Origin of the sequence: Hymenobacter cellulosilyticus (assembly GCF_022919215.1) — a bacterium.
Lineage (GTDB): Bacteria > Bacteroidota > Bacteroidia > Cytophagales > Hymenobacteraceae > Hymenobacter > Hymenobacter cellulosilyticus.
Genome location: NZ_CP095046.1, coordinates 3856171 through 3880614, shown reverse-complemented (window position 1 = coordinate 3880614; position 24444 = coordinate 3856171). Strand labels below are relative to the sequence as shown.

The window sequence follows — 24444 nt, the reverse complement described above, 5'->3', positions numbered from 1 at the left end:
AACCCGGTGGGGACTGTTGAGGAAATCCGCGTGCAGCACTATCCAAGGCAGTTGGGTTTTATATACTTGGTTCTGAGCAAGGATGTTGTGTCATAATTTATTTTTTACCCCTTAGGCATGGCTTCAGGGCAGTATTTTAGGCCATGCTCTTCCCCTTAAGGCCTTCTTCAGACGTGCCGTGCTCACGAGTAGCAGCCAGGAAGGTGTCCGAAATATTATGCCCCACGCATTTTGTCTATTTTTGCCCTTCGATTGACTTATTTGCCGGCTTCTGCGGCGGGCTTATTCCAGGTTTCCTCGCTTTTTTCCTCATATGATCAGTACTTCCAACGTTAGCCTGCGCTACGGTAAGCGCATCCTTTTCGAAGACGTAACCATTAAATTCATGCCCGGCAACGTGTATGGCCTCATTGGGGCTAACGGAGCCGGCAAGTCCACCTTCCTCAAGATCCTCTCGGGAGAAATTGAGCCCAACACCGGCTCGGTGGACATGCCCGCTGGTGCCCGCCTGTCGGTGCTGCGCCAGGACCAATTTGCCTACGACCAATATCCGGTGCTTCAGACCGTGATTATGGGTCATACCAAGCTGTGGAAGGTGATGGAGGAAAAGGATGCCCTCTACGCCAAGCCCGATTTCTCGGACGCCGACGGGGAGCGGGCTGCTCAGCTCGAAGGCGACTTTGCCGACCTCGAAGGCTGGAACGCCGACTACGAGGCGGCCGAGCTGCTCTCGGGCCTGGGTATTGGCGAAGACAAGCACAACACGCTCATGGGTGACCTGGGCGGCTCCGACAAAGTGCGGGTGCTGCTGGCCCAGGCCCTGTTTGGCAACCCCGACGTGCTGCTGCTCGACGAACCAACCAACGGCCTCGACGCCGAGACCGTGCTGTGGCTGGAGAACTTCCTCGACTCGTTCCAGAACACGGTTATCGTGGTCAGCCACGACCGGCACTTCCTGGACGCGGTGTGTAACTACATGGCCGACCTGGACTTCTCCAAAATCACGATGTACCCCGGCAACTACTCCTTCTGGTACGAATCGAGCCAGCTCGTGCTCAAGCAGCGCCAGGAGGTGAACAAAAAGACCGAGGACAAGCGCAAGGAACTCGAGGAGTTCGTGCGGCGCTTCTCGGCCAACGCCTCGAAGTCGAAGCAGGCCACCTCGCGCCAGAAGCTGCTGCAAAAGCTGACCCTGGACGAAATCAAGCCTTCCTCGCGCAAGTACCCCTACATTGCCTTTAAGCCCGAGCGCGAAGCCGGCAACCAGCTGCTCACCGTCGAGAACCTGAGCAAGGCCGTGGATGGCCAGCCAGTGTTCCGCAACGTGTCTTTCTCGCTTGATAAGAAAGATAAGGTGGCCATCATCAGCCGCGACGACCGGGCCGCGTCCCTCCTCTTCGACATCCTGTTCGAGCAGATCAAGGCCGACTCCGGCGACTTCAAGTGGGGCACCACGATTACCCCTTCATACTTCCCGCGCGAAAACGCCGAATTTTTCGACACCGACCTGAACCTGGTGGATTGGCTGCGGCAGTACTCGACCGAGAAAGACGAAAGCTTTATTCGCGGCTTTCTGGGCCGCATGCTATTCTCGGGCGAAGAGTCGCAGAAGAAGTCGAACGTGCTGAGCGGGGGCGAGAAAGTGCGCTGCATGCTCTCCAAGATGATGATGGAATCCGGCAACGTGCTCGTACTCGACGACCCGACGAACCACCTCGACCTGGAAAGCATCACGGCCCTCAATAACTCCCTGCGCGACTACGCCGGCACCCTGCTGTTCTACTCCCACGACTTGCAGTTCATTGAAACCGTGGCTAACCGCATCATCGAACTTACGCCCGACGGAATTATTGACCGCCGCATGACGTACGAGGAGTACCTGGCCGATGACCAAATCAAAGCGTTGCGGCAGCGCAAATACCAACTTGTCTCTTAATCTCGTTAGCATCCTGCTATGAAACGAATTCTGATTACGCTGGCCCTGGTTGGGGCCGGAATGGCGGCGGCTCCGGCTGCCCTGGCTCAAACGGATACTACTCGCACCACGCAAAAGCCCCAGCTGAACACGGCCCCTCCCGGCAGTGCGCCGCGCCCGGCGCAGCCCACGCAGCGCCCGGCCGTGCCAGTACCGGCGCCCCCACCCGTGGACGAGCCCCTGCCGGCCCAGCGTAATCCGAATTCGCCCTCGGGTCTGGAGTTTCCCAAGGGCAGCCGCGCCTCGGAGCAGCCCAAGCCGCTGAAAAAGTACTTTCTCTACACCAACGTGGGCCTGGGCTACAGCAGCTACGCCGGGCAAGGCCAGTTCAACGTGAGCTTGGCCCCGGCTATCGGCTACCGGGTAAATGAGAAGTTCTCTATCGGGCCCGGGGTGAGCTACTCCTATAATAGCCTGAGCTACTCGGAGGATTACCGCAACTATATGCGCACCTTAGCCCAGGTGGAATATCCCAAGCGGGTACTATCCAATAACGTAGGCGTGAAGGTGTTTGCCCAGTATATGGTGGTCGGCAGCTTCTTTGCTCACCTGGAGTACGAAGTAACCCGCACCATGCTCAAGGCCGAGTACGACACGCAAACCTCTCAGCTGAACCGCACGCTCAATACCCCGCTGGCGGGTGCGGGCTACCGCAGCATGCTCGGCGACCGGATGGCCGCCGACATTGTAGTACTCTACAACTTCAACGACGGTATCGACTCCCAGGGCTTCCGCACTTCGCCCTACGGGCAGCCCGAGATTCGCTTCAACTTCCTGTACAACCTGAGCAAGTAACCAGCTGCTTGCTTTGCGGGCACAAAAAGAGCGGGCTCCCACTTGGTGGGAGCCCGCTCTTTGTTTTTTCAGACTAAAGGGCAATGACCGTAGTTACACTACGCGGCCACCGCGGATCACGCGCAGCAGGATGGCGATGATGGCAATAACTAGCAGCACGTGAATCAGGCTGTTGTTGTGAATTCCTTCACCTAGTACGCCGAAGAAGCCCAGGGCCCAAATGATGATCAGAATTACGGCGATGATATACAGCAGATTTCCCATGGTGGTTGGTGGTTGGAATGGAAGGTGAAAGAAGAAAACAAATCCTTTTCTCAGCAGTTGTTAGTGGTTGGAAGTTGCTGGTAAGGGGATTTGCGGATTTGTACGCGGGCCTTGGCAAAAGGATATATCGTAATAAAAAAATTTAATTAATTCTAGTCCGGTTGAGCTCAAAACTTGCCCTAGCGAGCTAAAAACCGGCTTTTTCGGTCTTCTATATTTTTATCCCTTCGGCTTAGGCTTTCCTTTGACTGGATTGGCCTGCCCAGGATTTCAGCTTAGCTTTGCGCCACCTTTCCCGGTTCTTGTGCCGGAAGCAGTCCGCATTTTTCTCCCCACCCTTCTTTTCTGCTCTACATGATGAATGTCGCCGTTATTGGCTCGGGTACGATGGGCAATGGTATTGCCCACGTATTTGCCCAGCATGGTTTTTCCGTCTCGCTCATTGATATCAACCAGCCGGCCCTGGACAAAGCCCTGGGCACCATCGGCAAAAACCTGGACCGGCAGGTAGCCAAAGGCGGCCTCTCAGAAGACGACAAAGTGGCGACCCTTGGCCGCATTACCACCTTTACCAGCATTGCCGACGGCGTGCAAAACGTAGAGCTGGTGGTGGAAGCCGCTACCGAAAACGTGGAGCTCAAGCTGCAAATCTTCCGCGACCTGGACCAGCACGCCCCCGAAGGCGCCATTCTGGCCTCTAATACGTCCTCGATTTCCATTACCAAGATTGCAGCCGTGACCAAGCGCGCCGACAAGGTTATTGGCATGCACTTCATGAACCCGGTGCCGGTTATGAAGCTGGTAGAGGTTATCCGTGGTTATGCTACTTCCGATGAGGTGACCACGCGCATCATGGATATTTCGCGGCAGCTGGGCAAAACCCCGACCGAGGTAAACGACTACCCCGGCTTCGTAGCCAACCGCATTCTGATGCCGATGATCAACGAGGCCATCATTACCCTGTTTGAGGGCGTGGCCGGTGTGGAGGAAATCGACACGGTGATGAAGCTGGGCATGGCCCACCCCATGGGCCCGCTGCAGCTGGCCGACTTTATCGGCCTGGACGTGTGCCTGGCCATTCTGCGGGTGCTGCACGAAGGCTTGGGCAACCCCAAATACGCTCCCTGCCCCCTGCTGGTGAACATGGTAATGGCCGGCCGCCTGGGCGTGAAGTCGGGTGAGGGGTTCTACTCCTGGGGCCACGGCACCAAAGACCTCATCGTAGCCGACCGGTTCAAGAAGTAAAGCATAGGGCACGGTAGCCCTGAATCATTCTTCGCTGCAAAAGCCCTTCCCGAATTGTCGCGAAGGGCTTTTGCAATTGGTTTAAGCCGTCAGCACAAGTCCCAGCTTGCTTTCTGAGGGCACGTAGGGCCTCGGAACAAGTCCCGACGGGATTTTACATTTCATGCAGCATCCCGGGACTTGTGCCGAGCGCCTTTTGCAACTACAAAAATGCATCGGACTTGTCCCGGGGCACTTCAAGTAGTTCGAAAGCCTGCCAGCACAAGTCCCGGAGCACTATACCACTTCCAAAAATGCGGCGGGACTTGTGCCAGTATACTGCCGAGGGCTACTGTCGCGCAGCACACTCAACAGGCCTGTACAGCTCAGCTTGAAACCTTCAGGGCCTGAATTCGCTTATACAGTATTCGGTATTTGATTTGGACTTTAGAAATAGAATAATGGAACAGGCCACATTTGGCGGCGGGTGCTTCTGGTGCACCGAAGCCGTTTTTCAGAACTTGAACGGGGTGCAGAAAGTGGTGTCGGGCTACACCGGCGGGCGCATTGCCAACCCTACCTACAAGGAAGTCTGCAGCGGCCTGACCGGGCACAACGAGGTAATTCAGATTACCTACGACCCGCAGGTAATCAGCTTTGAGGAACTGCTGGAAGTGTTCTGGAAAACCCACGACCCGACGACGCTCAACCGCCAGGGCAACGACGTGGGCACGCAGTACCGCTCGGGAATTTATTTTCACAACGAGCAGCAGCAGCACCTGGCCGAGAAGTACAAGCAGAAGCTCACCGAAGCCAATGCTTTCGACCAGCCGATTACCACCGAAATTGTGCCCCTCAAGGAGTTCTATCCCGCTGAGGCTTACCACCAGAACTACTACAACCTGAACGGCAACCAACCCTACTGCCAGTTCGTGGTTAAGAGCAAAGTCGACAAGGTGAAAGCCGTGTTTGGCGACAAACTCAAAAAGTCGGTAGCGTAGCGCTTCGCGCAAGCTCAACATAACAAAAGCACGGCCCGGGCCGTGCTTTTGTTGTTTTCACCCTTTACATCTGCCTACAATGCCTGCTTCTCCCACCAAACGCAAATACGTACTCGTCATTCACGGCGGTGCCGTCAACACCGACCCTCGACTATCCCCCGGAAAAAGAGGAAAAGCTCAAGCAGGGCCTCAAACAAGCCTTGATGGCCGGTTCCGAAATCCTGGCCCGGGCGGGGCTGCCCTCGACGCGGTGGAAGCCGCCGTGAAAAGCCTGGAAGACAACGAGCTGTTCAACGCCGGGCGCGGGGCATGTTCAACATCAACGGGGAAGTCGAAACCGAATCCTCTATCATGGACGGTAGCACGCTGCGCGGCGGCGCCGTGAGCGGCCTGAAGCAGGTGAAGAACCCGGTCAGCCTAGCTCGCATGGTGATGGAGAAGTGCAAGCACTCCTTCCTCACGGCCGAGGGCGCCCAGGAATTTGCCCTGGCCCAGGGCCTGCCCCTGCAGGACCCCAACTACTTTAAAACCGACGCTCAGCGAGAGGAGTGGATGAGTATTCTACAGGGAGCCGAGGCCGAAAGCGCCAACAAGCACGACACCGTGGGGGCCGTGGCCCTCGACCAGAACGGCAACCTGGCCATGGCTACCTCCACCGGCGGTATCGAGGGCAAGCTGCGTGGCCGCGTGGGCGACAGCTGCATCTTCGGCGGCGGCGGCTACGCCAACAACGAAGTCTGCGCCGTCTCGACCACCGGCGACGGGGAAATCATCATGCTGGCCGGCGTGGCCCACGAGGTGTACGCCCTGCGCAAGTACAAGAAGATGCCCATCGACAAGGCCGCCCGCGAAGCCGTGGAAATGTACGCCGACAAGCTCGCCGGCGACCGGGGCATCATCGCCGTCGACCCGGATGGCAATTTCACCATCGAGTCGAACACAAACGTGATGCGCTGCGCCTACCAGACCGATGCGGAAGAGCCGTTTGTGGCGGTTTGGAAAGAGGAAGTGGACAAGCAGCTGAAGTAGCCGCTGGGCCCTCAAGCCGGAAGACCAGTCCAACAAAAAAGCCCGCTAATTAGCGGGCTTTTTTGTTGGACTGGATTCGCTTACCAAAGAGCTGGTTAAGCTGCGCAAGGTCTTTTCTAAGCCACCCGTCAACCATGGGGGTGACTTTAACTACTATTTCCAGACCGTCTGCCAACGCCCAGTACTCGTGCTTCACTCCTTTTACAGTAGTATGCCCGAAGCCGCTGGTTAGATGGCTCAATTCAAACGCCTGGGGGCTGCGAAGCCAGCGGCTCACAACTACCGTTCCGGTAGCAGAATCAATGCTGATGCCGGTCAAGGGTGGTTTCAGCAGGGAGTGCACTAACAGAAATGCATTCATCAGGCAAGGCACTACCAGTAACACTGGCACCGACCATTTCGGATCTTCTTTATTCAGCCACTTTCCTATGCCCAGGCAAACGATGATAAACAAGTTTATCTGTAGATAGGACTTGACAATCAGCCGGGGCCGGTATCGGAATGTAGTTGCAGTTGCGTGCTTCACCGCCGGCTTAAACCGATACGCCGAAGTCGCGCAGGGCGTCGTTCAATGAGGTCTTCAAATCGGTGCTGGGCTTGCGCTGACCGATAATCAGGGCGCAGGGTACCTGGTACTCGCCGGCGGGGAATTTCTTGGTGATGGAGCCGGGAATAACGACCGAGCGGGCCGGCACGAAGCCTTTGTACTCCACAGGCTCAGCACCCGTCACGTCGATAATCTTGGTGCTGCCGGTGATGGTCACGCCGGCCCCGATTACGGCTTCCTTGCCCACGTGGCAGCCTTCCACCAGGATGCTGCGCGAGCCAATGAAGGCGCCGTCCTCGATGATAACCGGAGCAGCCTGCACGGGCTCCAGCACGCCGCCAATGCCTACGCCCCCGCTCAAGTGCACGCCAGCGCCAATCTGGGCGCAGGACCCCACTGTGGCCCAGGTATCGACCATGGTACCCTCACCTACCCAGGCGCCGATGTTGACGTAGCTCGGCATCAGGATAACGCCCGAAGCCAAAAATGCGCCGTAGCGGGCCGTAGCCGGGGCACTACCCGCACACCCTGGCTGGCGTAGTCGGTTTTGAGGCGCATTTTGTCGCGGTACTCAAAGGGCTTCAGCTCAATGGTTTCCATCTGCTGAATGGGGAAATACAGGATAACGGCCTTCTTCACCCAGTCATTTACCTGCCACTGCCCGTCGGCAGTGGGCTCGGCCACGCGCAGGCGGCCCTTGTCGAGCTCCTCGATGACGGCGTGAATGGCGTCGGTGGTGGCAGATTGCTGAAGGAGGCTGCGGTCGGCCCAGGCAGCTTCTATGGTAGCTTGCAGGTTGGTCATGCGAAGGAAATGCAAAAATGAGTTGCAAAACTAGCATCAAAATGGTCGGGGTTGGTACAGGACTCTGGTAAAACTACCGCCATCCTCTCCGAGCCCGAAACAGCGCCCGGCAGCCTCAATCTTTACAGGCTGGATAATTCTAGTTGATCCAGACTATGGCAACTATCAACTCAAAGCTGCCACGTGGGAGTTCGGCAATGATGAGTGGCTACAAACCAATCAACTGCTTCTGGTAGGCGAAAGACCGAAGTTTTTGGCAGAAGTGGCATCTTTGGCCTACCAATGCAGCCCACCACGTTTCTTCTGGCTTCCGTTCTAAAACCCCTGGACGACACGCGCATGTACGGCAAGTATGGCCGCACACTCGTGGGGCGGGCCGCCGAAACGCACACGGTGCACATTGCCGGCCGCTGGGCCCCTACTCCTGCCAATGCTCCGGCTGGGCTGCAGTTTCACTCGCTGCTGCGCGGCAGCCGGCTAAGCTGGCAACGGCTGGCCGCCCAGCTCCGCTACTGGCGCCTGCTAGGCCGCCTGCAGCCCGACGTGGTGGTGGTACACGCTCCGGAACTGTTGCCGCTCACGCTGCTTTGGCAGCGGCTGCGCCCCGGGCAGCGGCAGTTTCTCTACGACGTGCGGGAAAACTACGCCCTGAATATTCGTACCCAGCAGGTTTACCCCAGTTGGCTGCGAGACTGGCTGGCCGCCCTGGTGCGCCGGCTCGAAACGGCCGCGGCGTCTCGGGCGGCGGGCATTATACTGGCCGAACGCAGCTACGCCGACGAGCTGCCTTTTGCCACGCAGCCGCGCACGGTGGTGCTGGAAAACAAGTTTGAGCCCCAACCCGGGCAAGCAATTCCCACCCAGGCCCGGCTTCTTCCTCAACCAGGGCAAGAGCTCCGGCTGTTGTATTCGGGTACGATTTCCGAGCTCAACGGAGTGTTCGAGGCCATCGAATTTACCCAGCGCCTGCGGCAGCTCTGGCCCGCGGCCCACCTCACAATTATCGGGTTTTGTCAGCGCCCCGAGCAGCTACAGCAGCTGCGCCAGGTCATTGCGGGCGCGGCCGGTGCCGTTACCCTAATCGGGGGCGACACGCTGGTGCCGCACGCGCAGATTGTGGCCGAAATCGGGCGCAGCCACCTGGGCCTGCTGCCCTACCGACGCCACGAAAGCACCTGGCGCTGCGTGCCCACCAAGCTCTTCGAGTATCTGGCCAACGGCCTGCCCGTGCTGATTCCGGACAATCCGTACTGGACGGAAGTCGTGGCCCGGCACCAGGCAGGAGTGGTAGTAGATTTTACGGAAACGAATCTACCCACCCGCGTTGTTGAGGCCCTCACAACGTCTTCTTTCTACCCGCACGGCCTTCCTGCCGAGGCCTTTTGGCAGGCCGAAGCGACAAAATTATGGCGGCTGCTGGATACTATCCGGTAACTGTCGACCTTTGCCGGCCGTTACGGGAAATGAGAGGCGGTTTTTACTATCTTCGCCTCCTTTTTTTCTGCTCCGTTTCCCCTGAGTATTCCCACTTCCCTGATATGAGCACACTGCGTCAATCCGAAATTGCCGGCGTCGGCCACTACGTTCCTTCCCGCGTCGTCACCAATGCCGACATCACCGAACTCATGGAAACCACCGACGAGTGGATTCAGGAGCGCACCGGCATCCGGGAGCGGCGCTGGTTTGAAGAAGGCAAAGACACCACTGCCAACATGGGCGCCAACGCGGCCCGTAAGGCCCTGGAAATGGCCGGCCTGCAGCCCGACGACGTGCAGATGATTGTGTTTGCCACCCTCTCGCCCGACTATTTCTTCCCGGGCTCGGGCGTGCTGCTGCAGCGCGAACTAGGCATTAAGGACCCCATTCCAGCCTTCGATGTGCGCAACCAGTGTTCGGGCTTCGTGTATGCGCTAAGCATGGCCGACCAGTTTGTGAAAACCGGCATGTACGACACCGTGCTGGTGGTAGGCTCCGAAATTCACTCCTCGGGCCTCGATATCAGTACCCGCGGCCGGGCCGTGTCGGTTATTTTCGGGGATGGCGCCGGCGCCGTGGTGCTGCGCCCCAGCACCCGCGAAGGTCACGGCATTCTGAGCACTCATCTGCACTCCCAGGGTGAGCACGCCGAGGAGCTGATTGTGAAAGAGCCCGGCTCGAACCGCAACAACCGGGTGCAGTACGTGGTGGAGAATGAGCTGGACATGTACCCCTACATGAACGGTCAGAACGTGTTCAAGCACGCCGTGGTCCGCTTCCCGCAGGTAATTAAGGAAGCTCTGGATCAGAACGGCATGCAGCCCGCCGACATCGACATGCTGATTCCCCACCAGGCCAACCTGCGCATCACCCAGTTTGTGCAGCAGAAAATGGGTCTGTCGGACGACAAGATTTACAGCAACATTCAGCGCTACGGCAACACCACGGCGGCTTCGGTGCCCATTGCTTTGAGCGAAGCCGTAGCCGAGGGCAAAATCAAGCGCGGCGACCTGGTATGCTTGGCCGCCTTTGGCTCGGGCTTCACCTGGGCTTCGGCGCTGATTAAGTGGTAGGCTGAGTTCTACTAGCGCAACCAACAAAAAAGGCGGAGCCACTACTGGCTCCGCCTTTTTTGTTGACTATCCCATCCCGCCAGTTTACAGGCTGGCAATATCGATGACGAACCGGTAGCGCACGTCGCCTTTCAGCATCCGCTCATACGCCGCGTTGATGTCCTTGATGTCGATTAGCTCAACATCCGAGACGATGTTGTGCTCGGCGCAGAAGTCCAGCATTTCCTGGGTTTCGGCTATGCCCCAATGGTAGAACCGGCCACGCTTTTGCGGCCCGGAATCAGGGAAAAGGCCGGTACTTCCAGCGGCTTGGAAGGTGCTCCTACCAGGATGTGCGTGCCGTTGGTTTTGAGCAGGGTCAGGTACAGACTCACGTCATGGTCGGCCGCTACCGTGTCGAGGATGAAGTCGAAGCTGCCTTTTACCGCGTTAAGTTGGGCCTCGTCGGAAGTTACCACGAAGTTGTGGGCGCCCAGGGCTTTGGCATCCTGCTCCTTGGCCGGCGAGGTGCTCAGCACAGTTACTTCCGCGCCAAAGGCCACACCGAATTTTACGCCCATGTGGCCCAGGCCACCCAGGCCCACTACGGCCAGCTTGTGGCCTTTGCCCACTTTCCAGTAGCGCAGGGGCGAATACGTGGTGATGCCGGCGCAGAGCAGCGGAGCCACGGCCGCCAGGTCGAGCTTATCCGATACGCTTACTACAAACTCCTCGCGCACGACGATGGTGTTGGAATAGCCACCGTAGGTGGGCTGCCCGTCGCGGCCGAGGTTGTTGTAGGTCTGGGTGTTGCCCTCCAGGCAGTACTGTTCCTCACCGTCCCGGCAGTTTTCGCACACCTGGCAGGAGTCCACCATGCAGCCCACCCCGGCCAGGTCGTCTACCTTAAATTTCTTGACATGGTCGCCAACCTTGGTGATGCGGCCCACGATTTCGTGGCCGGGTACCATGGGGAAGATGCCCGGAAACCACTCGTTTCGGATTTGGTGCAAGTCACTGTGGCACACGCCGCAGAACAGAATTTCGATTTGCACGTCGTGCGCTCCTACTTCCCGGCGCTCAAAGTCCCAGGGGGCCAGGTCAGTTGTCGGGCTTTGCGCCGCGTAGGCTTTAGCTTGAATCATAAGGGGGTTTGGTTTGGTTGGTTTTGGATTAGGTTGGAAATGATGGGCGCAAAAGACGGCCCGATTCTACTACGCTCGATAAGAGCCAAACGACTTAGTATGTTTCCAAAGAGCCCGACAAACCGGCGACAGTGCCAAGCCGGAGAGCTATTGCGAAGGTAAGCCATTGGACTTTCCCGTTATTAGCGGGGTACGCTGCCAGCCTAATGGCCCAACTTGCAGCCAGAATCCCTAATTTTGGGCTCTAACTCCAGCCCGCTTTGCCCAGCTACACCGAGGAAAACTACTTAAAGGCCATTTTCAAGCTGGCCGAAGCCGAGCCCGGTTCGGAAGTCAGCACCAACCGCATTGCCGAGGTGCTGCAAACCCGGGCCGCTTCCGTGACGGATATGCTACGCCGCCTGGGCGAGAAGGGCCTGCTCAACTATACGCGCTACCGGGGCGTCTCGCTCACGCCCGAAGGGCGCCGCCTGGCCCTGCTTACCATTCGCAAGCACCGCCTCTGGGAAGTGTTTCTGGTCCAAAAGCTGGGCTTCAACTGGGACGAGGTGCACGAGGTGGCCGAGGAAATGGAGCATATCCAGTCCCCGCTGCTGGTGCGCCGCCTCGACGAATTTCTGGGCTTTCCCCAAACCGACCCCCACGGCGACCCTATCCCGACGGAGGAAGGCGCCATCCTGCAGCCCCAGAACCGGCTGGTAGCCGACTTGCAGCCCGGTGATTCCGGGACGGTAGTAGCCGTTAAAAACACCTCCGCTCCCTTCCTGCAATACCTGGATAAGGTCGGGCTGTGCCTTGGGGCCCACATTGAAGTACTGGACAAAGTAAGTTTCGACAACTCACTAGAAATCAAAGTTAACAAACAGAAAATCACTTTGATTTCAGCTGAGGTTAGCCGCAACTTATTCGTGACTGGCTAGAGCGGGTTAGGCTTTCCGGCGCTTGATTCATTCGTCAAGGCCACGAATAGCGGCAGCCAAGTTGCGTACCTTTGCGGCTTCACTTTTGGCTTTCTGTTCCCCGTGGCACTTCCGCTTCCTCCCGCGCTTTCCGATACCATCGTTGCCCTTTCCACCCCGCCCGGTGCCGGCGCCATTGCCATGCTGCGCCTGTCGGGGCCCGAAGCCATAGCCATGGCCGACGCCGTATTTGCCGGCAAGCAGCTGCAGAATCAGCCCAGCCACACCCTGCACTTCGGCACCATCCGCGACGGGGGCCGGATTCTGGACGAAGTCGTCGTGTCGCTCTTTAGAGGTCCCAACTCCTACACCCGCGAAGACGTGGTCGAAATCAGCTGCCACGGCTCCGACTACATTGTGGAGCAGATTCTGACCTTGCTTACCAGGCGCGGGGCCCGCCTGGCCGAAGCCGGGGAGTTTACCAAGCGCGCCTTTCTGCACGGCGCCTTCGACCTGGCCCAGGCCGAAGCCGTTGCGGACCTGATTGCGGCCGACTCGGCCTTGTCACACCAGGTGGCCCTGCAGCAGATGCGGGGCGGCTTCAGCCAAGAGCTACGCGACCTGCGCGGTCGGCTGGTGCAGTTTGCCGCCTTGCTGGAGCTGGAGCTGGACTTTGGCGAAGAAGACGTGGAGTTTGCCGACCGCACGGGCCTGGTCAAGCTGCTCAACGAGGTGCAAACCCTGGTCCGCCGCCTGCTCCGCTCCTTCGAGCTGGGCAATGTCATTAAGAACGGCGTCACCACCGTTATTGCTGGCCGCCCTAATGCCGGCAAGTCGACCTTGCTCAACGCTTTGCTCAACGAGGAGCGCGCCATTGTGTCGGCCGTGGCCGGTACCACCCGTGACCTGATTGAGGACGAGGTCAGCATTGAGGGAATCCGCTTCCGCTTCGTGGATACGGCGGGCCTGCGCGATACGGCAGACGTAGTAGAATCCATCGGCGTGGAGCGCACCAAAAAGCGCGTCACCCAGGCGGCTTTGTTGATTTATCTGTTTGATATTACAACCACAACCCCGCAGGAGCTTGAAGCTGAAATTGAAGCCTTGAACCCGGGCCGGACCATTCCGGTCCTGGCTGTGGGCAACAAGCTTGACGTAGCGTCCGACCCCGAAATCGAAGCTTTCCGGAACCAGCCCGACGTGCTGCTCATTGCCGCCGCCCGCGGCGACGGGCTCGACGAGCTGCGCGAGGCGCTGCTGCAAAAAGTGCGCGGTGAAGGCCTGGACCGGACCGGCCAAAGCACTATTGTAACCAACCTGCGCCACGCCCGCAGCCTGGAGCAAACCAATCAGGCCCTGGATGCGGTGCTGCTCGGCATTGAGGCCGGCACCGGCACCGAGTTGCTGGCTGCCGACCTGCGCCAAGCCCTGGCCGCCCTGGGCGAAATCACCGGCGAAATTTCCTCCGACGACCTGCTGACCAGCATTTTCACCCAGTTCTGCATCGGAAAGTAAAGCCGGGCTCAGCGGTGCTGCTCGTAACGGTTGTCCGGAATGGCTTGCCGCAACGTTTCCAACTCGGCCGGGGTGAGCGGTTGTCGTTGGCCCGCCCGTATGGCTTCATGCAGCTGCTGGTCGGTACGAATTCCCAGTACGGCCGAGGCAATGACGGGCTGTTCCAATACCAAGCCCACGGCCACCTGCGCTGTGGAACCTACCCGCTCAGCTACTTGCTGCACGGCCTGGGCGGCGCGCTGTACTTCTTCGGCCGAATAGCTCAGATAAGCCTTGGCGGGTTTGCCGGCCAACAGCCCCTGGGCGTAGCTGCCCCGGGCCAGCACGCTGATTTGGTGCTCCCCGAGCAGGTTCAGGCTGGCTTCCTCGGGGCGCCTATCGAGCAGGTTATACTGCATCATTACGCTGGCAATATTGGACTTGCGCACGTACTCCCGAATGACGTTGGGGCGAATCGAGGAAATGCCGTACTCCCGGATTTTACCTTGCTCTCTCAGCAGTTCAAAAGCCTCAATGGTTTCATCTATGGGGTCTTCAAGGGTGCCGCCATGCAGTTGGTAGAGGTCCAGATAATCGGTTTGCAGGCGGCGCAGGCTGTGCTCCACGGCCTGCAGAATATAAGCTTTGGAAGGGTTCCAGTCCCAGCCGCTGCCGTCGGGGCGCCATTGGTTGCCTACTTTGCTGGCCAGAATTACTTCCTGCCGCCGGCCCCGGAAAGCTTTACCCACGGTGACTTCATTTTCGCCCTTATCGTAGAGGTCGGCAGTGTCGAAGAGGGTAATGCCTGCGTCGAGGGCTTGGTGCAGCAGGGCCGCGTTGGCCGTGTGGCCGGCGCCCAGCGACATACAGCCGAAGCTGATTTCACTGACCTGAATCGGGGATTTACCCAACTGATTGTATTTCATGCCGTATAGTTTTACAGCCCGGTTACCGGGTACGCTTTGAGAAAGAATTCTGCCATTTCGGTGAGTATCCTACCGCTTAGGTGGGTTTTGGGTTAGGTCCTGGGCTTTTTGCCTGCAAAACCGGCCCCTTACCCCGGTTAACAAGTAACTTTTCCGGAATAGTAGAATCTAACCCTTCTAGGGCGTAATTTGCGCGGCGGCCCGCACTGAGCCGTCTTGTATCCAAACAACACCCTGGGGCAAGCTGTAGTTATAGTGTTCCTCTCCCGCACTTTCCGGCTCACCGGTTTAATCTTTAGTTTCGCCCCGCAACCACCTCTCTAACCCAGTCCTATGGCAGAGTCTGCTGAACTGATCCTCGACGGGAAGTCCTACTCCTTCCCCGTCACCGAGGGCACCGAACACGAAAAGGCAATTGATATTGCCAAGCTGCGTGACCAGACCGGTTACATCACTATCGATTCGGGCTACAAAAACACGGGAGCTACCAAGAGCGCCATTACGTTCCTCGACGGCGAGGAAGGCATTCTGCGCTACCGCGGCTATCCGATTGAGCAACTGGCCGAGCAGTCCAGCTTTCTGGAAGTTGCCTACCTGCTGATTTACGGCACGCTGCCTACCCAGGCCGAGCTCGACAACTTCAGCCACCAGATCACCAAGCACACCCTCGTGCACGAAGACGTGCGCAAGATTTTCGACGGCTTCCCTTCTGCCGCTCACCCCATGGCCATCCTGAGCAGCCTGATCTGCTCGCTGACTGCCTTCTACCCCGAAAGCGTGTCGCCGGATCTGAGCAAGGAAGAAATTGACCTGAACGTAATCCGTCTCATGGCCAAGATTTCGACCATTGCTGCCTGGACCTACAAGAACAACATGGGTCACCCGCTGAACTATCCGCGCAACGACCTCGACTACTGCTCGAACTTCCTGTACATGATGTTCAGCTTCCCCACGGAGAAGTATGAAATCGACTCGCGCATTGTGTCGGCCCTCAACAAGCTGCTCATCCTGCACGCCGACCATGAGCAGAACTGCTCTACCTCGACCGTGCGCCTGGTGGGCTCGGCCAACGCTTCGCTGTACGGCTCGGTTTCGGCCGGTATCAATGCCCTGTGGGGCCCGCTGCACGGCGGTGCCAACCAGGAAGTACTGGAGATGCTGCAGGCTATTCAGAAGGACGGCGGCGACACGAGCAAGTTCATTGCCAAGGCCAAGGACAAGAATGACCCCTTCCGCCTGATGGGCTTCGGGCACCGCGTCTACAAGAACTTCGACCCCCGCGCCAAAATCATCAAGAAAGCTGCCGACGACGTGCTGTCCGCCCTGGGCATCAACGACCCGCTGCTGAAGATTGCGCAGGAGTTGGAGCAGGCTGCTCTTACCGATGAGTATTTCATTGAGCGTAAGCTGTATCCGAACGTTGACTTCTACTCCGGCATCATCTATCGGGCCATCGGCATCCCGACCGAGATGTTCACGGTAATGTTTGCCCTGGGCCGTCTGCCCGGCTGGATTGCCCAGTGGAAAGAGATGCGCGAAAACAAAGAGCCTATCGGCCGTCCCCGCCAGGTGTACACCGGCGAGTTGGAGCGCGACTACGTAGGCATCGAGCAGCGCTCGTAGTTTCCTAAGGTCATAACGAAAGAGGACCCGCCTTACAGCGGGTCCTCTTTTTTGTAAACGGCTATATCAACGGATAAGCCCGGATAGGCGAACTGCTAGCGGCCGTTGAAGGCCGTTGCGCTTAGTTTTGAGTTTGTGTAGGCAGCCATTTGCCGGGGCCACAGGATAGCAGCCAAATCCCACTCGTAGCGCATCTGTACCTGGGCCAGCTGCTCATCTAGAGCCGGGGTGCCCCCATAGCGGGCTTTTAACTCAGCTACTTCGCTCAGCATACGCAGATTGAGCTGCTTCACTTTCAAATACTGCCCTTCATCCAGCTTGGTAGTTTCGGACATGCGGCGGGTCAGCGTGGCAGCCCGGCTTTTCAGGGCCTCATCCCCATTGCTGGCCTGCATGGTTAGCGGAGCCATAAACCCTGTCAGCAGCAGGGCAATTACGTAAAACTTTTTCATAACGGTGAGCATTGGTTGAGTTGGTGGGTTTGTGTGCAGAATTTCGGCTAAGCCCTTGTAGATCAAAGAACTGAAGAGCTTTAAATGACATATTGAATATACAACAGATATTAAATAAAAGCAATAAAATATAAATATTTTCTAGCGTTGGCCTACTCGCCATTATAGCAATAGGGCTTGACCGGCTCTCTGCTACCTGCAAGCCAGTGCGAAGCATAGGTAAGAGCAAAGCCTGCATTCCGCAGGCTTTGCTCTTTGTTACCCAAGCGCTATTTGGCGGCTCCCAGGGCGGTCATGCCGGAGCGCGACTGCTGGTAGACGGCATACTGCGTAGGGCGCAGCAGCGAAGCCAGTTCAGCTTCGTAGCGCGTCTGGGCAGTGGCTAGGTGCTGGTCTAGGATAGCAGGATCAGCAGCAAAACGGGTTTTGAGGTCGTCTACCTCCGTGAGCATGCGCAGGTTAAGCTGCTTTACTTTCAGGTACTGCCCTTCGTCCAGTTTGGCTTGCTGGGCCAGATTGCGCGTTAGTGTGGTTGCCCGGGCCTGAATGGCGGCAGTGCCGTCCGGATCATTGGCGGCCGAGGCAGCGGTTTGAACACTCAACGCCAGTAGCGCGAAAAAATGGGCCTTTTTCATAACAGGGGAAGATGAGGATTGAAGTGTGATTGATAAGACGATGGTAGTCTCTAAAAGCCTGTTTCAAGCAAGGGTATGAAGCTTACACCTTCCTGAACTCAGTTCTTCTGGAGAACGACCAAACATAAACCTAAATATTTAATAATACAATGATTTTTTATAACTATTATAATTAATCAGTTTTGCAAAAAGCCTACACAAGCCTGATAATCAGACTTGTGATATTCATACTAAAAAGATAAACTCCAATAAAAAAACCTGGCTTTGGGGGCCAGGTTTAAGAGTAAGAGGTAGTATCGAACGTTATAGAATCTTCAGCTCGATCCGTCGGTTCTGCTGCCGGTGCGCATCCGAGTCGTTGGCTACCAACGGTTTAGTTTCCCCGTAGCCTTTGTAGCGCAGGCGGGTTGCCTTTACTCCGTGCTCCACCAGATAATTGTAAACCGAGCGGGCCCTGTTCTGCGACAAGGTGATATTGTCCGCGTCGGCTCCCACGTCGTCGGTGTGGCCCGAAACTTCCACCTGCACGTCCTGGTACTGGCGCATGAACTGAATCAGACGGTTTAGCTCGGTGCGGGAAGTAGGCTTAAGCTCAAACTCATTCGTGTCGAAAAACAGGTTGTTGAGCACAATACTACGGCCGGCCCGCACGGGCTCCAGGTAGATATCCAGGGTCAGCGGGTCGAAGGCGCGTTTATCGGAGTAGTCGAAGCTCAAACTCTTCATCAGGTACTTATCGGCTACGGCGTACATGGCGTACTGCCGGCCTTCGTTGAGTACTACTGTATAGTCGCCGTTTTCCGAGTCAGAAGTTACGTATTGGGTCAGTTCATCGGTGAGCAGGTCGTAGAGCTGCACATCGGCCTGAATGGGCTTCTTGGTAATGGCATCGAATACCCGGCCCTGGGTGTAAGTGCTGGTTTCTCGGGCCTTCACCGGCTGGGGCACTTCGAAGGCAAAGAGCTCTACCGGCCGGTCACGCTCGGCTTTCATGCCTACTTCCGGGGCGCGGGAACGGGAACAGAAGCCGCGGCGGTTGTCGGAGCTGATAAACAGCGAGGCCTCGTTTTCGAAGGTATTGAGCGGATAGCCCAGGTTTTGCGGGTCGCTCCACTTGTTGCCGGTTTGCAACTCACAGCGGTACACATCTAGTCCGCCCATGCCTACCAGGCCATCGGTGACGTAGTAGAGCGTGGTGCCGCTGGCGTGAATGAACGGGGCCATATCCTTGCCCGGCGTGTTGACGGGCTCCCCTAGGTTCTTGGCCACGCTCCAGGAGCCGTTTTCCTGCAGCGTGGTCATGTACAAGTCCTCTTGGCCCTTTCCGCCCCGCCGGGTGGAGGTAAAGTACAGGGTGCGTCCGTCGGCCGAGAGCGTGGGTTGGGAGTCCCACTCCACCGAATTCACGTTGCGGCCCAGGTTCTGGGGCTTGCTCCAGGTGTTGCCGGTCCGGCGCGAGATGTACAGGTCGCAGTTGCCCACGGCGTTGGGCCGGTCGCAGGAAGCAAAAACCAGGGTTTTACCGTCCCCGGAAATCGTGCCCGCGCCTTCGTTGTAGCTGGTATTGATGGCAGCCGAAATCGGGACGGGGTTGCTCAAGGAGCCATCCTTGTTCTGCTTGGCAATAAAGAGGTCCTCATTGCTTTGCACCGTAGCCCGGGCCGTATACAGCAGAAAGCGGTTGTCGGCCGTCAGCGCCGGGAAATACTGGTAGCGGAACGTGTTCATGGGCTCCGGCAGGCGGGTAGGCTCTATCCCGACGGGGTTGGCCATGGCCTTGACGGCATACTCGCAGTTGAGCAGCTGCCGCTGGGCCCGAAACACAAACCGCTGCCCTTTGGGGGCCGTCTTGACGAAACGCTTGTAGTTGTCGCCGGCCGTGGCATAGTCGCCGAAGCTCATGGCCAGGTCGGCAAGGGTGTAGTAGTCCAGGGAGCGGGCCGGGTCCAGCGGAATCTTGCTAAGTCCGTCGCGGTAGGCTTCGTAAGCCCCACGGTTTTCGCCCATGGCCTTGAGCAAGGAGCCTTTCATGATGTAAGGCTCGCCCAGCGAAGGAAACTTCTGATTAAGCGTAGTCAGAGTTTCAATGGCCTTGTCGAACTGCCGGTCCTTGGCCTGAGCCTGCGCTTTATCGTACAGGTTTTTGGCTTTGGTGTTGGAGCTCGACAGTTTATTCTGCCCCACTGCCGCTGAAGGCAGTAAGAAACTCAGACCAAATAGCAGCAAAAGGGGAATTGGTAGCAAACGGCGCATAGGGCAGGAAGCTACGGAATATCGAGGTATTTATGCGTCTGCAAGGACACCTGCCAACGCGGATTCTCTTTTACATAATCCACTATCAGCGGCATCATTTGGCTGGCCTTGCTCCACTCGGGCTGTAAGTACAGCCGGGTATGCTCGCCCACCAGTGCCGCGTGCTGCTCAGCCCACTGAAAGTCGCTTTTGTTGAAAATGATAATCTTCAGCTCGTGGGCCTGCTGCAACACTGACGGCAGCGGGGCCTTGAACTTCTTGGGCGAGACGCAAATCCAATCCCACTGGCCCGTCAGCGGATAAGCCCCGGAGGTTTCAATCCAGTTTTGGCAGCCTGCCGCGTGCAGGGCCGCAGTCAGTTGGGTTAAATCGTGCATCAGGGGCTCCCCGCCGGTGATAACCACGTTGCGGCCGGCATTGGCCGTGGCAGCCGTTACCATATCCGCAATAGCCACGCGCGGGTGGGCATCGGCATCCCACGACTCTTTCACGTCGCACCACACGCAGCCTACGTCGCAGCCGCCCAGGCGCAGAAAGTACGCGGCGCGGCCGGTGTTGTAGCCTTCGCCCTGAATCGTGTAAAACTGCTCCATCAGGGGCAGCGCGGCCACCGCCGGCTCTGCGGCCAGGGGCGCCGACGTAAGTGGAAGTACGTGCAGCAAAACGAGAATAAAAACAGGTAAGTCCGGCTACGGGTTAACAGAGCAAAACGCCGCAGCGCTCCGCCTCTAAACCGTAACCGGACCTCAAAAGTACGATAACCGCCTGTATTTGGAAAGATTGGCGGCTTATTTCCTGCCCCTTAGCGCGGGTAAACCTCTCCTTTGGCAGCCCGCAGCGTGTTAAGCAGCAGCATGGCAATAGTCATGGGGCCCACGCCTCCGGGAACGGGGGTGATGTAGCTGGCTTTGGGCGCTACCTCGTCGAAGTTAACATCTCCACGCAGGGCCCAACCAGCCTTCTTGGTCGAATCTTCCACGCGGGTAGTGCCCACGTCGATAACCACGGCCCCAGGCTGTACCATATCGGCCGTGACAAAGCCGGGCCGGCCCAGCGCCGCCACCACAATATCAGCGGTGCGGGTGATGTCGGCCAGGTTCTTAGTGCGGGAATGGCATAAAGTAACCGTGCAGTTACCAGGCTCCAAGTTTTTGGCTAACAGAATGCTAACCGGTGTCCCCACAATGTTGCTACGGCCAATTACCACGCAGTGCTTGCCGTCCGTGACCAGCTCGTAGCGGCGCAGCAGCTCCACAATGCCCGAGGGCGTAGCGGGCAGCAGGGCCGGCAAGCCGGCCACCATCCGGCCGATGTTCATGGGATGAAAGCCGTCGACGTCCTTTTCCGGCCGAATGGCTTCAATGACCTTGTTAGGGTCGATTTGTTTGGGCAGGGGCAGCTGCACAATGAAGCCGTCGATGTTTTCATCCTGGTTCAGTTCCGCCACTTTGGCCAGCAGTTCGGCCTCGGTGATGTCGTCTTCGTAGCGCAGCAAGGTGCTTTCGAAGCCAACCCGCTCGCAGGCCAGCACTTTGTTGCGCACGTAGGTTTCGGAGCCGCCATCGTGGCCAACCAGGATGGCAGCCAGGTGAGGTACTTTCAGGCCGTCGGCTTTGCGCTGGGCTACTTCGGCGGCAATTTCCACTTTAATGTCTTCGGCAGTCTGCTTGCCGTCGATAAGGCGGTAGGTGGCGGGGGCTTCAGGAGCAGTGGTCATGCTTGGTCGGGTTGGTTATACTAATCCTTGATCGGGGTTCGGGGTCGAGGGGTGGGTTTCTTCGTGGCGGGCAATGGCGGCGGCGCCTTCGGTCAGGATAGCCTGCTCCATCTGGGGCCAGTCATCCCTCCACCGAAACTTGCGTTCTTGTCCGCGGCGAATTTTTTCCAACTGCGCTTCGCTCGTACAGTTCTTGGTGAGGCTAGTAGACATCTATTAGGGGGTAATCATACGACGCCTTTGCAAGAATTGTATGAGGTGAAAAATGAAGTACAGGTACGCGCAAAAAAAACGCGGCTCGGGGGCCGCGTTTCTGTAATCAATCCAATTTGAGGACGGCCAAAAAGGCTTCCTGGGGTATTTCGACGGAACCGACTGAGCGCATCCGTTTCTTGCCTTCCTTCTGCTTTTCGAGCAGCTTGCGCTTACGGCTGATATCACCGCCGTAGCACTTGGCAATTACGTTTTTACGCAAGGCCTTTACCGTTTCACGGGCAATGATTTTCTGCCCAATGGAGGCCTGAATGGCAATGTCGAACATCTGACGGGGCAGCAGCTCACGCAGCTTCTCGCAGATGCGCTTGCCCCACTCGTAGGACTTGGAGCGGTGCACGATGGCCGACAAAGCATCCACTTTCTCGCCGTTGAGCATGATGTCGAGCTTGACCATGTCCGACTCGCGGAAGCCGATCAGCTCGTAGTCGAGCGAGGCATAGCCGCGGCTGATGGTCTTGAGCTTGTCGAAGAAGTCGAACACGATTTCGGACAGGGGCAGCTCGAAGTTCATTTCCACCCGGTCGGAGGTCAGGTAGCTCTGGCCCTTGATGATGCCGCGCTTCTCCATGCACAGGGTAATAATGGCCCCTACATAGTCGGCCGCCGTGATGATCTGGGCTTTGATGTAGGGCTCCTCAATGTGCTTAATCAGGTTCGGCTCCGGCATTTCGGAGGGCGCGTTGATGGTCAGCAGCTGGTCTTTGGTACCGGTGGCGTGAAACTGCACGCTGGGCACGGTGGTAATGACCGTCATGTTGAACTCACGCTCCAGGCGCTCCTGCACGATTTCCATGTGGAGCATGCCCAAGAAGCCGCAGCGGAAGCCGAAGCCCAGGGCCGCCGAAGTTTCGGGCTCCCACACCAGGGAAGCGTCGTTGAGCTGCAGCTTTTCCATGGAGGAGCGCAGCTCTTCGTACTCAGTGGTATCGACGGGGTAGATACCGGCGAATACCATGGGCTTCACATCTTCGAAGCCGACAATGGCTTCCTGCGTGGGACGGGCTACGTGGGTGATGGTGTCGCCGACTTTTACTTCCCGGGCTTCTTTGATACCCGAAATGAGGTAGCCTACGTTGCCGGCCGCAATTTCCTGGCGGGGCTCCTGGTTCAGGCCCAGAATACCAATTTCGTCAGCGCCGTATTCTTTGCCGGTGGCCATAAAGCGGAGCTTGTCGCCCTTGCGCATGGTGCCGTTTTTGATGCGGAACAACACCTCAATACCGCGGTAAGAGTTGAAGACCGAATCAAAAATCAGGGCCTGCAGCGGGGCTTCCGGGTCGCCTTTCGGGGCCGGGATACGGTCGCAGATGGCGTTCAGAATGTCCTCGATGCCGATGCCCGACTTGCCCGAGGCCGGAATAATCTCGTCCCGGTCGCAGCCGATCAAGTCCACGATTTCGTCGGAAACTTCCTCCGGCATGGCGTGGGGCAGATCGATTTTGTTGAGCACCGGAATGATGGTCAGATCGGAGCCGATGGCCAGGTAAAGATTGGAAATTGTCTGAGCCTCAATGCCCTGCGAGGAGTCCACAATCAGCAAAGCGCCCTCACAGGCGGCAATGGAGCGGGATACTTCGTAGCTGAAGTCGACGTGGCCGGGGTATCAATCAGGTTAAGCGTATACATCTCCCCTTTATAGGGGTACTGCATCTGAATGGCGTGGCTCTTGATGGTGATGCCGCGCTCCCGCTCCAGATCCATGTTATCGAGCAGCTGGGCCTGCATGTCGCGCTTCGACACGGTGCTGGTGAATTCCAGGAGCCGGTCGGCCAACGTGCTTTTGCCGTGGTCGATGTGGGCAATGATGCAGAAATTGCGAATGTTCTTCACTAGTGGCGTATTTTCAAAGACAAAGGTAGGCAAAACCGCCCGCAAATGCTATTCGGGAGCCGCCGAGGCCTGCTGGAACTCAACTTTAGAGTTAGTACTTTTAGTGCGAATTAGTTTGTTTTTAGTTGTCCCATTATGTCTGTTCCGGTTCTGGCTGTCAATTACAGTCCATCCACTAAAATCAAGATTACGGCGCTTAACAGCACCATTATCTACGTACTGACTTACATGCTGGCCCAGGGCCTGTACCAACTTGCCACCGTGCTAATGGCCCTGCGCCTGAGCATTCCGGGCGTGTGGTACGTGAGCAGTATTAAGTTTACCATTGCCGACCCAGAGTGGTGGCGCTCGGGGGTACTGGCCGTCTACGGCATCGGGCCGGCAGTGTGCACGGTAGCGGGCGTGGTGGCCGCGCTCTGGTTCTGGAACCGGGCCCGCCTGAAGCGGGGCACGCTGAAGCTGGCGCTGTTCTGGTTTACCCTGCACTGCTGCAACCTGGTGCTGGGCGCCCTGGTAGCCGATACATTCGAGGAAAACTGGGCCTGGTACATTCCCAGCTGGCTCTTTATGGCCGGCAACGGCATCAACATTACCCTGGCCGTCATTGCCGGCATCATGCAGGTCGTTTTTGGCTACTTCGCGGCCATTGGCTTTCTGCAGAGCCACGACTCTATTACCCTGATGCGCTACGAAAACCGCCGGCAGCTCATTCTCATGTGCCTGGTACTGCCCTGGGTGGGCGGCTGCCTGTTTCTGGCCCTGCTCAAGCTCACCGTACTCAGCGACAATGAGCTCTGGCACTTTCTGGCCATGGGTTTGCTGATTGTGCCCATTGCCATTAAGAGTGCCCAGGACCTGTTCGAGTTTACGGTGCCGGAGCCCCGAAAAACCCGCCTGGCCACCGACCTGCTGCTGCTCACCGGCGGGCTGTGCCTGGGCTGGTGGCTGGTACTTCGCGCCGGACTTTCTTTTTAGCGCCCCCACTCAACCTTCTGCCCGGGCCGGGGTTATTCAGACTCAACCAACC

19 protein-coding genes and 4 pseudogenes are annotated in these 24444 nt (G+C 57.7%); 11 read left to right on the top strand and 12 right to left on the bottom strand.

From position 1 onward, the window contains the following. The first annotated feature begins 313 nt into the window (after positions 1-313). Both MUN79_RS19135 and MUN79_RS19130 read left to right on the top strand, forming a co-directional pair. Positions 314-1936, top strand: coding sequence for an ABC-F family ATP-binding cassette domain-containing protein (locus MUN79_RS19135; RefSeq protein ID WP_244674206.1), 1623 nt, complete (start codon positions 314-316; stop codon positions 1934-1936). Between the two features lie 18 nt (positions 1937-1954). Further along, complete coding sequence (locus tag MUN79_RS19130; RefSeq protein WP_244674205.1) at positions 1955-2770, top strand: hypothetical protein; 816 nt, start codon at positions 1955-1957, stop codon at positions 2768-2770. A 93-nt stretch (positions 2771-2863) separates the two neighbouring features. Here MUN79_RS19130 and MUN79_RS19125 read toward each other — a convergent pair whose 3' ends face one another. Further along, the gene (locus MUN79_RS19125) at positions 2864-3034 is read right to left on the bottom strand and encodes a lmo0937 family membrane protein (RefSeq protein WP_244674204.1); all 171 of its coding nucleotides are present in this window, start codon (positions 3032-3034) and stop codon (positions 2864-2866) included. Between the two features lie 354 nt (positions 3035-3388). Between MUN79_RS19125 and MUN79_RS19120 the strand changes: the two genes are divergently transcribed. The 3 genes and pseudogenes from MUN79_RS19120 (at position 3389) to MUN79_RS19110 (ending at position 6288) form a co-directional block, all read left to right on the top strand. Continuing rightward, on the top strand, positions 3389-4279 hold the full coding sequence (locus tag MUN79_RS19120; RefSeq protein WP_244674203.1) for a 3-hydroxyacyl-CoA dehydrogenase family protein: 891 nt from the start codon (positions 3389-3391) through the stop codon (positions 4277-4279). A gap of 440 nt (positions 4280-4719) precedes the next feature. Further along, on the top strand, positions 4720-5259 hold the full coding sequence (gene msrA, locus MUN79_RS19115) for a peptide-methionine (S)-S-oxide reductase MsrA (RefSeq protein WP_244674202.1): 540 nt from the start codon (positions 4720-4722) through the stop codon (positions 5257-5259). Positions 5260-5338: 79 nt separating this feature from the next. Next, positions 5339-6288: pseudogene (locus tag MUN79_RS19110) on the top strand (isoaspartyl peptidase/L-asparaginase family protein). A 49-nt stretch (positions 6289-6337) separates the two neighbouring features. On the opposite strand, the gene MUN79_RS19105 reads toward MUN79_RS19110, so the two are convergent. Both MUN79_RS19105 and MUN79_RS19100 read right to left on the bottom strand, forming a co-directional pair. Beyond that, the gene (locus tag MUN79_RS19105; RefSeq protein ID WP_244674200.1) at positions 6338-6742 is read right to left on the bottom strand and encodes a hypothetical protein; all 405 of its coding nucleotides are present in this window, start codon (positions 6740-6742) and stop codon (positions 6338-6340) included. Between the two features lie 79 nt (positions 6743-6821). Further along, positions 6822-7639: pseudogene (locus MUN79_RS19100) on the bottom strand (2,3,4,5-tetrahydropyridine-2,6-dicarboxylate N-succinyltransferase). Positions 7640-7921: 282 nt separating this feature from the next. Here MUN79_RS19100 and MUN79_RS19095 point away from each other — a divergent pair. Both MUN79_RS19095 and MUN79_RS19090 read left to right on the top strand, forming a co-directional pair. Continuing rightward, positions 7922-9073 carry a glycosyltransferase gene (locus MUN79_RS19095; RefSeq protein ID WP_244674199.1) on the top strand — a complete coding sequence of 384 codons (1152 nt, stop codon included), beginning with the start codon at positions 7922-7924 and terminating at the stop codon, positions 9071-9073. A gap of 113 nt (positions 9074-9186) precedes the next feature. Beyond that, entirely contained in the window at positions 9187-10188 is a 1002-nt protein-coding gene (locus MUN79_RS19090) for a 3-oxoacyl-ACP synthase III family protein (protein WP_244678361.1), read from the top strand. An 84-nt stretch (positions 10189-10272) separates the two neighbouring features. Here MUN79_RS19090 and MUN79_RS19085 read toward each other — a convergent pair. Next, positions 10273-11312 (bottom strand): annotated as a pseudogene (locus MUN79_RS19085) (NAD(P)-dependent alcohol dehydrogenase). A gap of 260 nt (positions 11313-11572) precedes the next feature. Here MUN79_RS19085 and MUN79_RS19080 point away from each other — a divergent pair. Further along, positions 11573-12232: a metal-dependent transcriptional regulator gene (locus MUN79_RS19080; RefSeq protein ID WP_244674198.1), complete on the top strand. Its 660-nt coding sequence runs from the start codon at positions 11573-11575 to the stop codon at positions 12230-12232. A 102-nt stretch (positions 12233-12334) separates the two neighbouring features. After that, on the top strand, positions 12335-13726 hold the full coding sequence (gene mnmE, locus MUN79_RS19075; RefSeq protein WP_262922903.1) for a tRNA uridine-5-carboxymethylaminomethyl(34) synthesis GTPase MnmE: 1392 nt from the start codon (positions 12335-12337) through the stop codon (positions 13724-13726). Between the two features lie 8 nt (positions 13727-13734). Here the strand turns inward: mnmE and MUN79_RS19070 are convergent, their stop codons facing one another. Next, positions 13735-14631 (bottom strand): aldo/keto reductase, encoded by an 897-nt coding sequence (locus tag MUN79_RS19070; protein WP_244674197.1) that lies wholly within the window; start codon positions 14629-14631, stop codon positions 13735-13737. Between the two features lie 333 nt (positions 14632-14964). Here MUN79_RS19070 and MUN79_RS19065 point away from each other — a divergent pair, with 333 nt between their 5' ends. After that, positions 14965-16254 carry a citrate synthase gene (locus MUN79_RS19065; protein WP_244674196.1) on the top strand — a complete coding sequence of 430 codons (1290 nt, stop codon included), beginning with the start codon at positions 14965-14967 and terminating at the stop codon, positions 16252-16254. A 95-nt stretch (positions 16255-16349) separates the two neighbouring features. On the opposite strand, the gene MUN79_RS19060 is transcribed toward MUN79_RS19065, so the two are convergent. The 7 genes and pseudogenes from MUN79_RS19060 to lepA form a co-directional block, all read right to left on the bottom strand. Further along, the gene (locus MUN79_RS19060; RefSeq protein ID WP_244674195.1) at positions 16350-16706 is read right to left on the bottom strand and encodes a hypothetical protein; all 357 of its coding nucleotides are present in this window, start codon (positions 16704-16706) and stop codon (positions 16350-16352) included. A gap of 269 nt (positions 16707-16975) precedes the next feature. Next, complete coding sequence (locus tag MUN79_RS19055; RefSeq protein WP_244674194.1) at positions 16976-17341, bottom strand: hypothetical protein; 366 nt, start codon at positions 17339-17341, stop codon at positions 16976-16978. A 303-nt stretch (positions 17342-17644) separates the two neighbouring features. After that, entirely contained in the window at positions 17645-19525 is a 1881-nt protein-coding gene (locus MUN79_RS19050; RefSeq protein WP_244674193.1) for an OmpA family protein, read from the bottom strand. 80 nt (positions 19526-19605) lie between these two features. Then, entirely contained in the window at positions 19606-20256 is a 651-nt protein-coding gene (locus MUN79_RS19045) for a 7-carboxy-7-deazaguanine synthase QueE (RefSeq protein WP_375378182.1), read from the bottom strand. Between the two features lie 140 nt (positions 20257-20396). Further along, a complete protein-coding gene (locus tag MUN79_RS19040) occupies positions 20397-21311 on the bottom strand; it encodes a bifunctional 5,10-methylenetetrahydrofolate dehydrogenase/5,10-methenyltetrahydrofolate cyclohydrolase (RefSeq protein ID WP_244674192.1) in 915 nt (304 codons plus the stop codon). A gap of 15 nt (positions 21312-21326) precedes the next feature. Beyond that, a complete protein-coding gene (locus tag MUN79_RS19035) occupies positions 21327-21524 on the bottom strand; it encodes a hypothetical protein (RefSeq protein WP_244674191.1) in 198 nt (65 codons plus the stop codon). Positions 21525-21630: 106 nt separating this feature from the next. Continuing rightward, positions 21631-23417, bottom strand: a pseudogene (gene lepA, locus MUN79_RS19030) (translation elongation factor 4). Positions 23418-23552: 135 nt separating this feature from the next. On the opposite strand from lepA, the gene MUN79_RS19025 reads away from it, so the two are divergent. After that, on the top strand, positions 23553-24392 hold the full coding sequence (locus MUN79_RS19025; protein WP_244674190.1) for a hypothetical protein: 840 nt from the start codon (positions 23553-23555) through the stop codon (positions 24390-24392). Positions 24393-24444 lie beyond the last annotated feature (52 nt).

Excerpts from the sequence above, each read along its gene's own strand:
- msrA (WP_244674202.1), top strand. The coding sequence starts at position 4,720 with ATGGAACAGGCCACATTTGGCGGCGGGTGCTTCTGGTGCACCGAAGCC.
- MUN79_RS19035 (WP_244674191.1), bottom strand. The coding sequence starts at position 21,524 with ATGTCTACTAGCCTCACCAAGAACTGTACGAGCGAAGCGCAGTTGGAA.
- MUN79_RS19040 (WP_244674192.1), bottom strand. The coding sequence starts at position 21,311 with ATGACCACTGCTCCTGAAGCCCCCGCCACCTACCGCCTTATCGACGGC.
- MUN79_RS19070 (WP_244674197.1), bottom strand. The coding sequence starts at position 14,631 with ATGAAATACAATCAGTTGGGTAAATCCCCGATTCAGGTCAGTGAAATC.
- MUN79_RS19125 (WP_244674204.1), bottom strand. The coding sequence starts at position 3,034 with ATGGGAAATCTGCTGTATATCATCGCCGTAATTCTGATCATCATTTGG.
- MUN79_RS19065 (WP_244674196.1), top strand. The coding sequence starts at position 14,965 with ATGGCAGAGTCTGCTGAACTGATCCTCGACGGGAAGTCCTACTCCTTC.
- MUN79_RS19095 (WP_244674199.1), top strand. The coding sequence starts at position 7,922 with ATGCAGCCCACCACGTTTCTTCTGGCTTCCGTTCTAAAACCCCTGGAC.
- MUN79_RS19025 (WP_244674190.1), top strand. The coding sequence starts at position 23,553 with ATGTCTGTTCCGGTTCTGGCTGTCAATTACAGTCCATCCACTAAAATC.
- MUN79_RS19130 (WP_244674205.1), top strand. The coding sequence starts at position 1,955 with ATGAAACGAATTCTGATTACGCTGGCCCTGGTTGGGGCCGGAATGGCG.
- MUN79_RS19120 (WP_244674203.1), top strand. The coding sequence starts at position 3,389 with ATGATGAATGTCGCCGTTATTGGCTCGGGTACGATGGGCAATGGTATT.
- MUN79_RS19055 (WP_244674194.1), bottom strand. The coding sequence starts at position 17,341 with ATGAAAAAGGCCCATTTTTTCGCGCTACTGGCGTTGAGTGTTCAAACC.
- MUN79_RS19135 (WP_244674206.1), top strand. The coding sequence starts at position 314 with ATGATCAGTACTTCCAACGTTAGCCTGCGCTACGGTAAGCGCATCCTT.
- MUN79_RS19060 (WP_244674195.1), bottom strand. The coding sequence starts at position 16,706 with ATGAAAAAGTTTTACGTAATTGCCCTGCTGCTGACAGGGTTTATGGCT.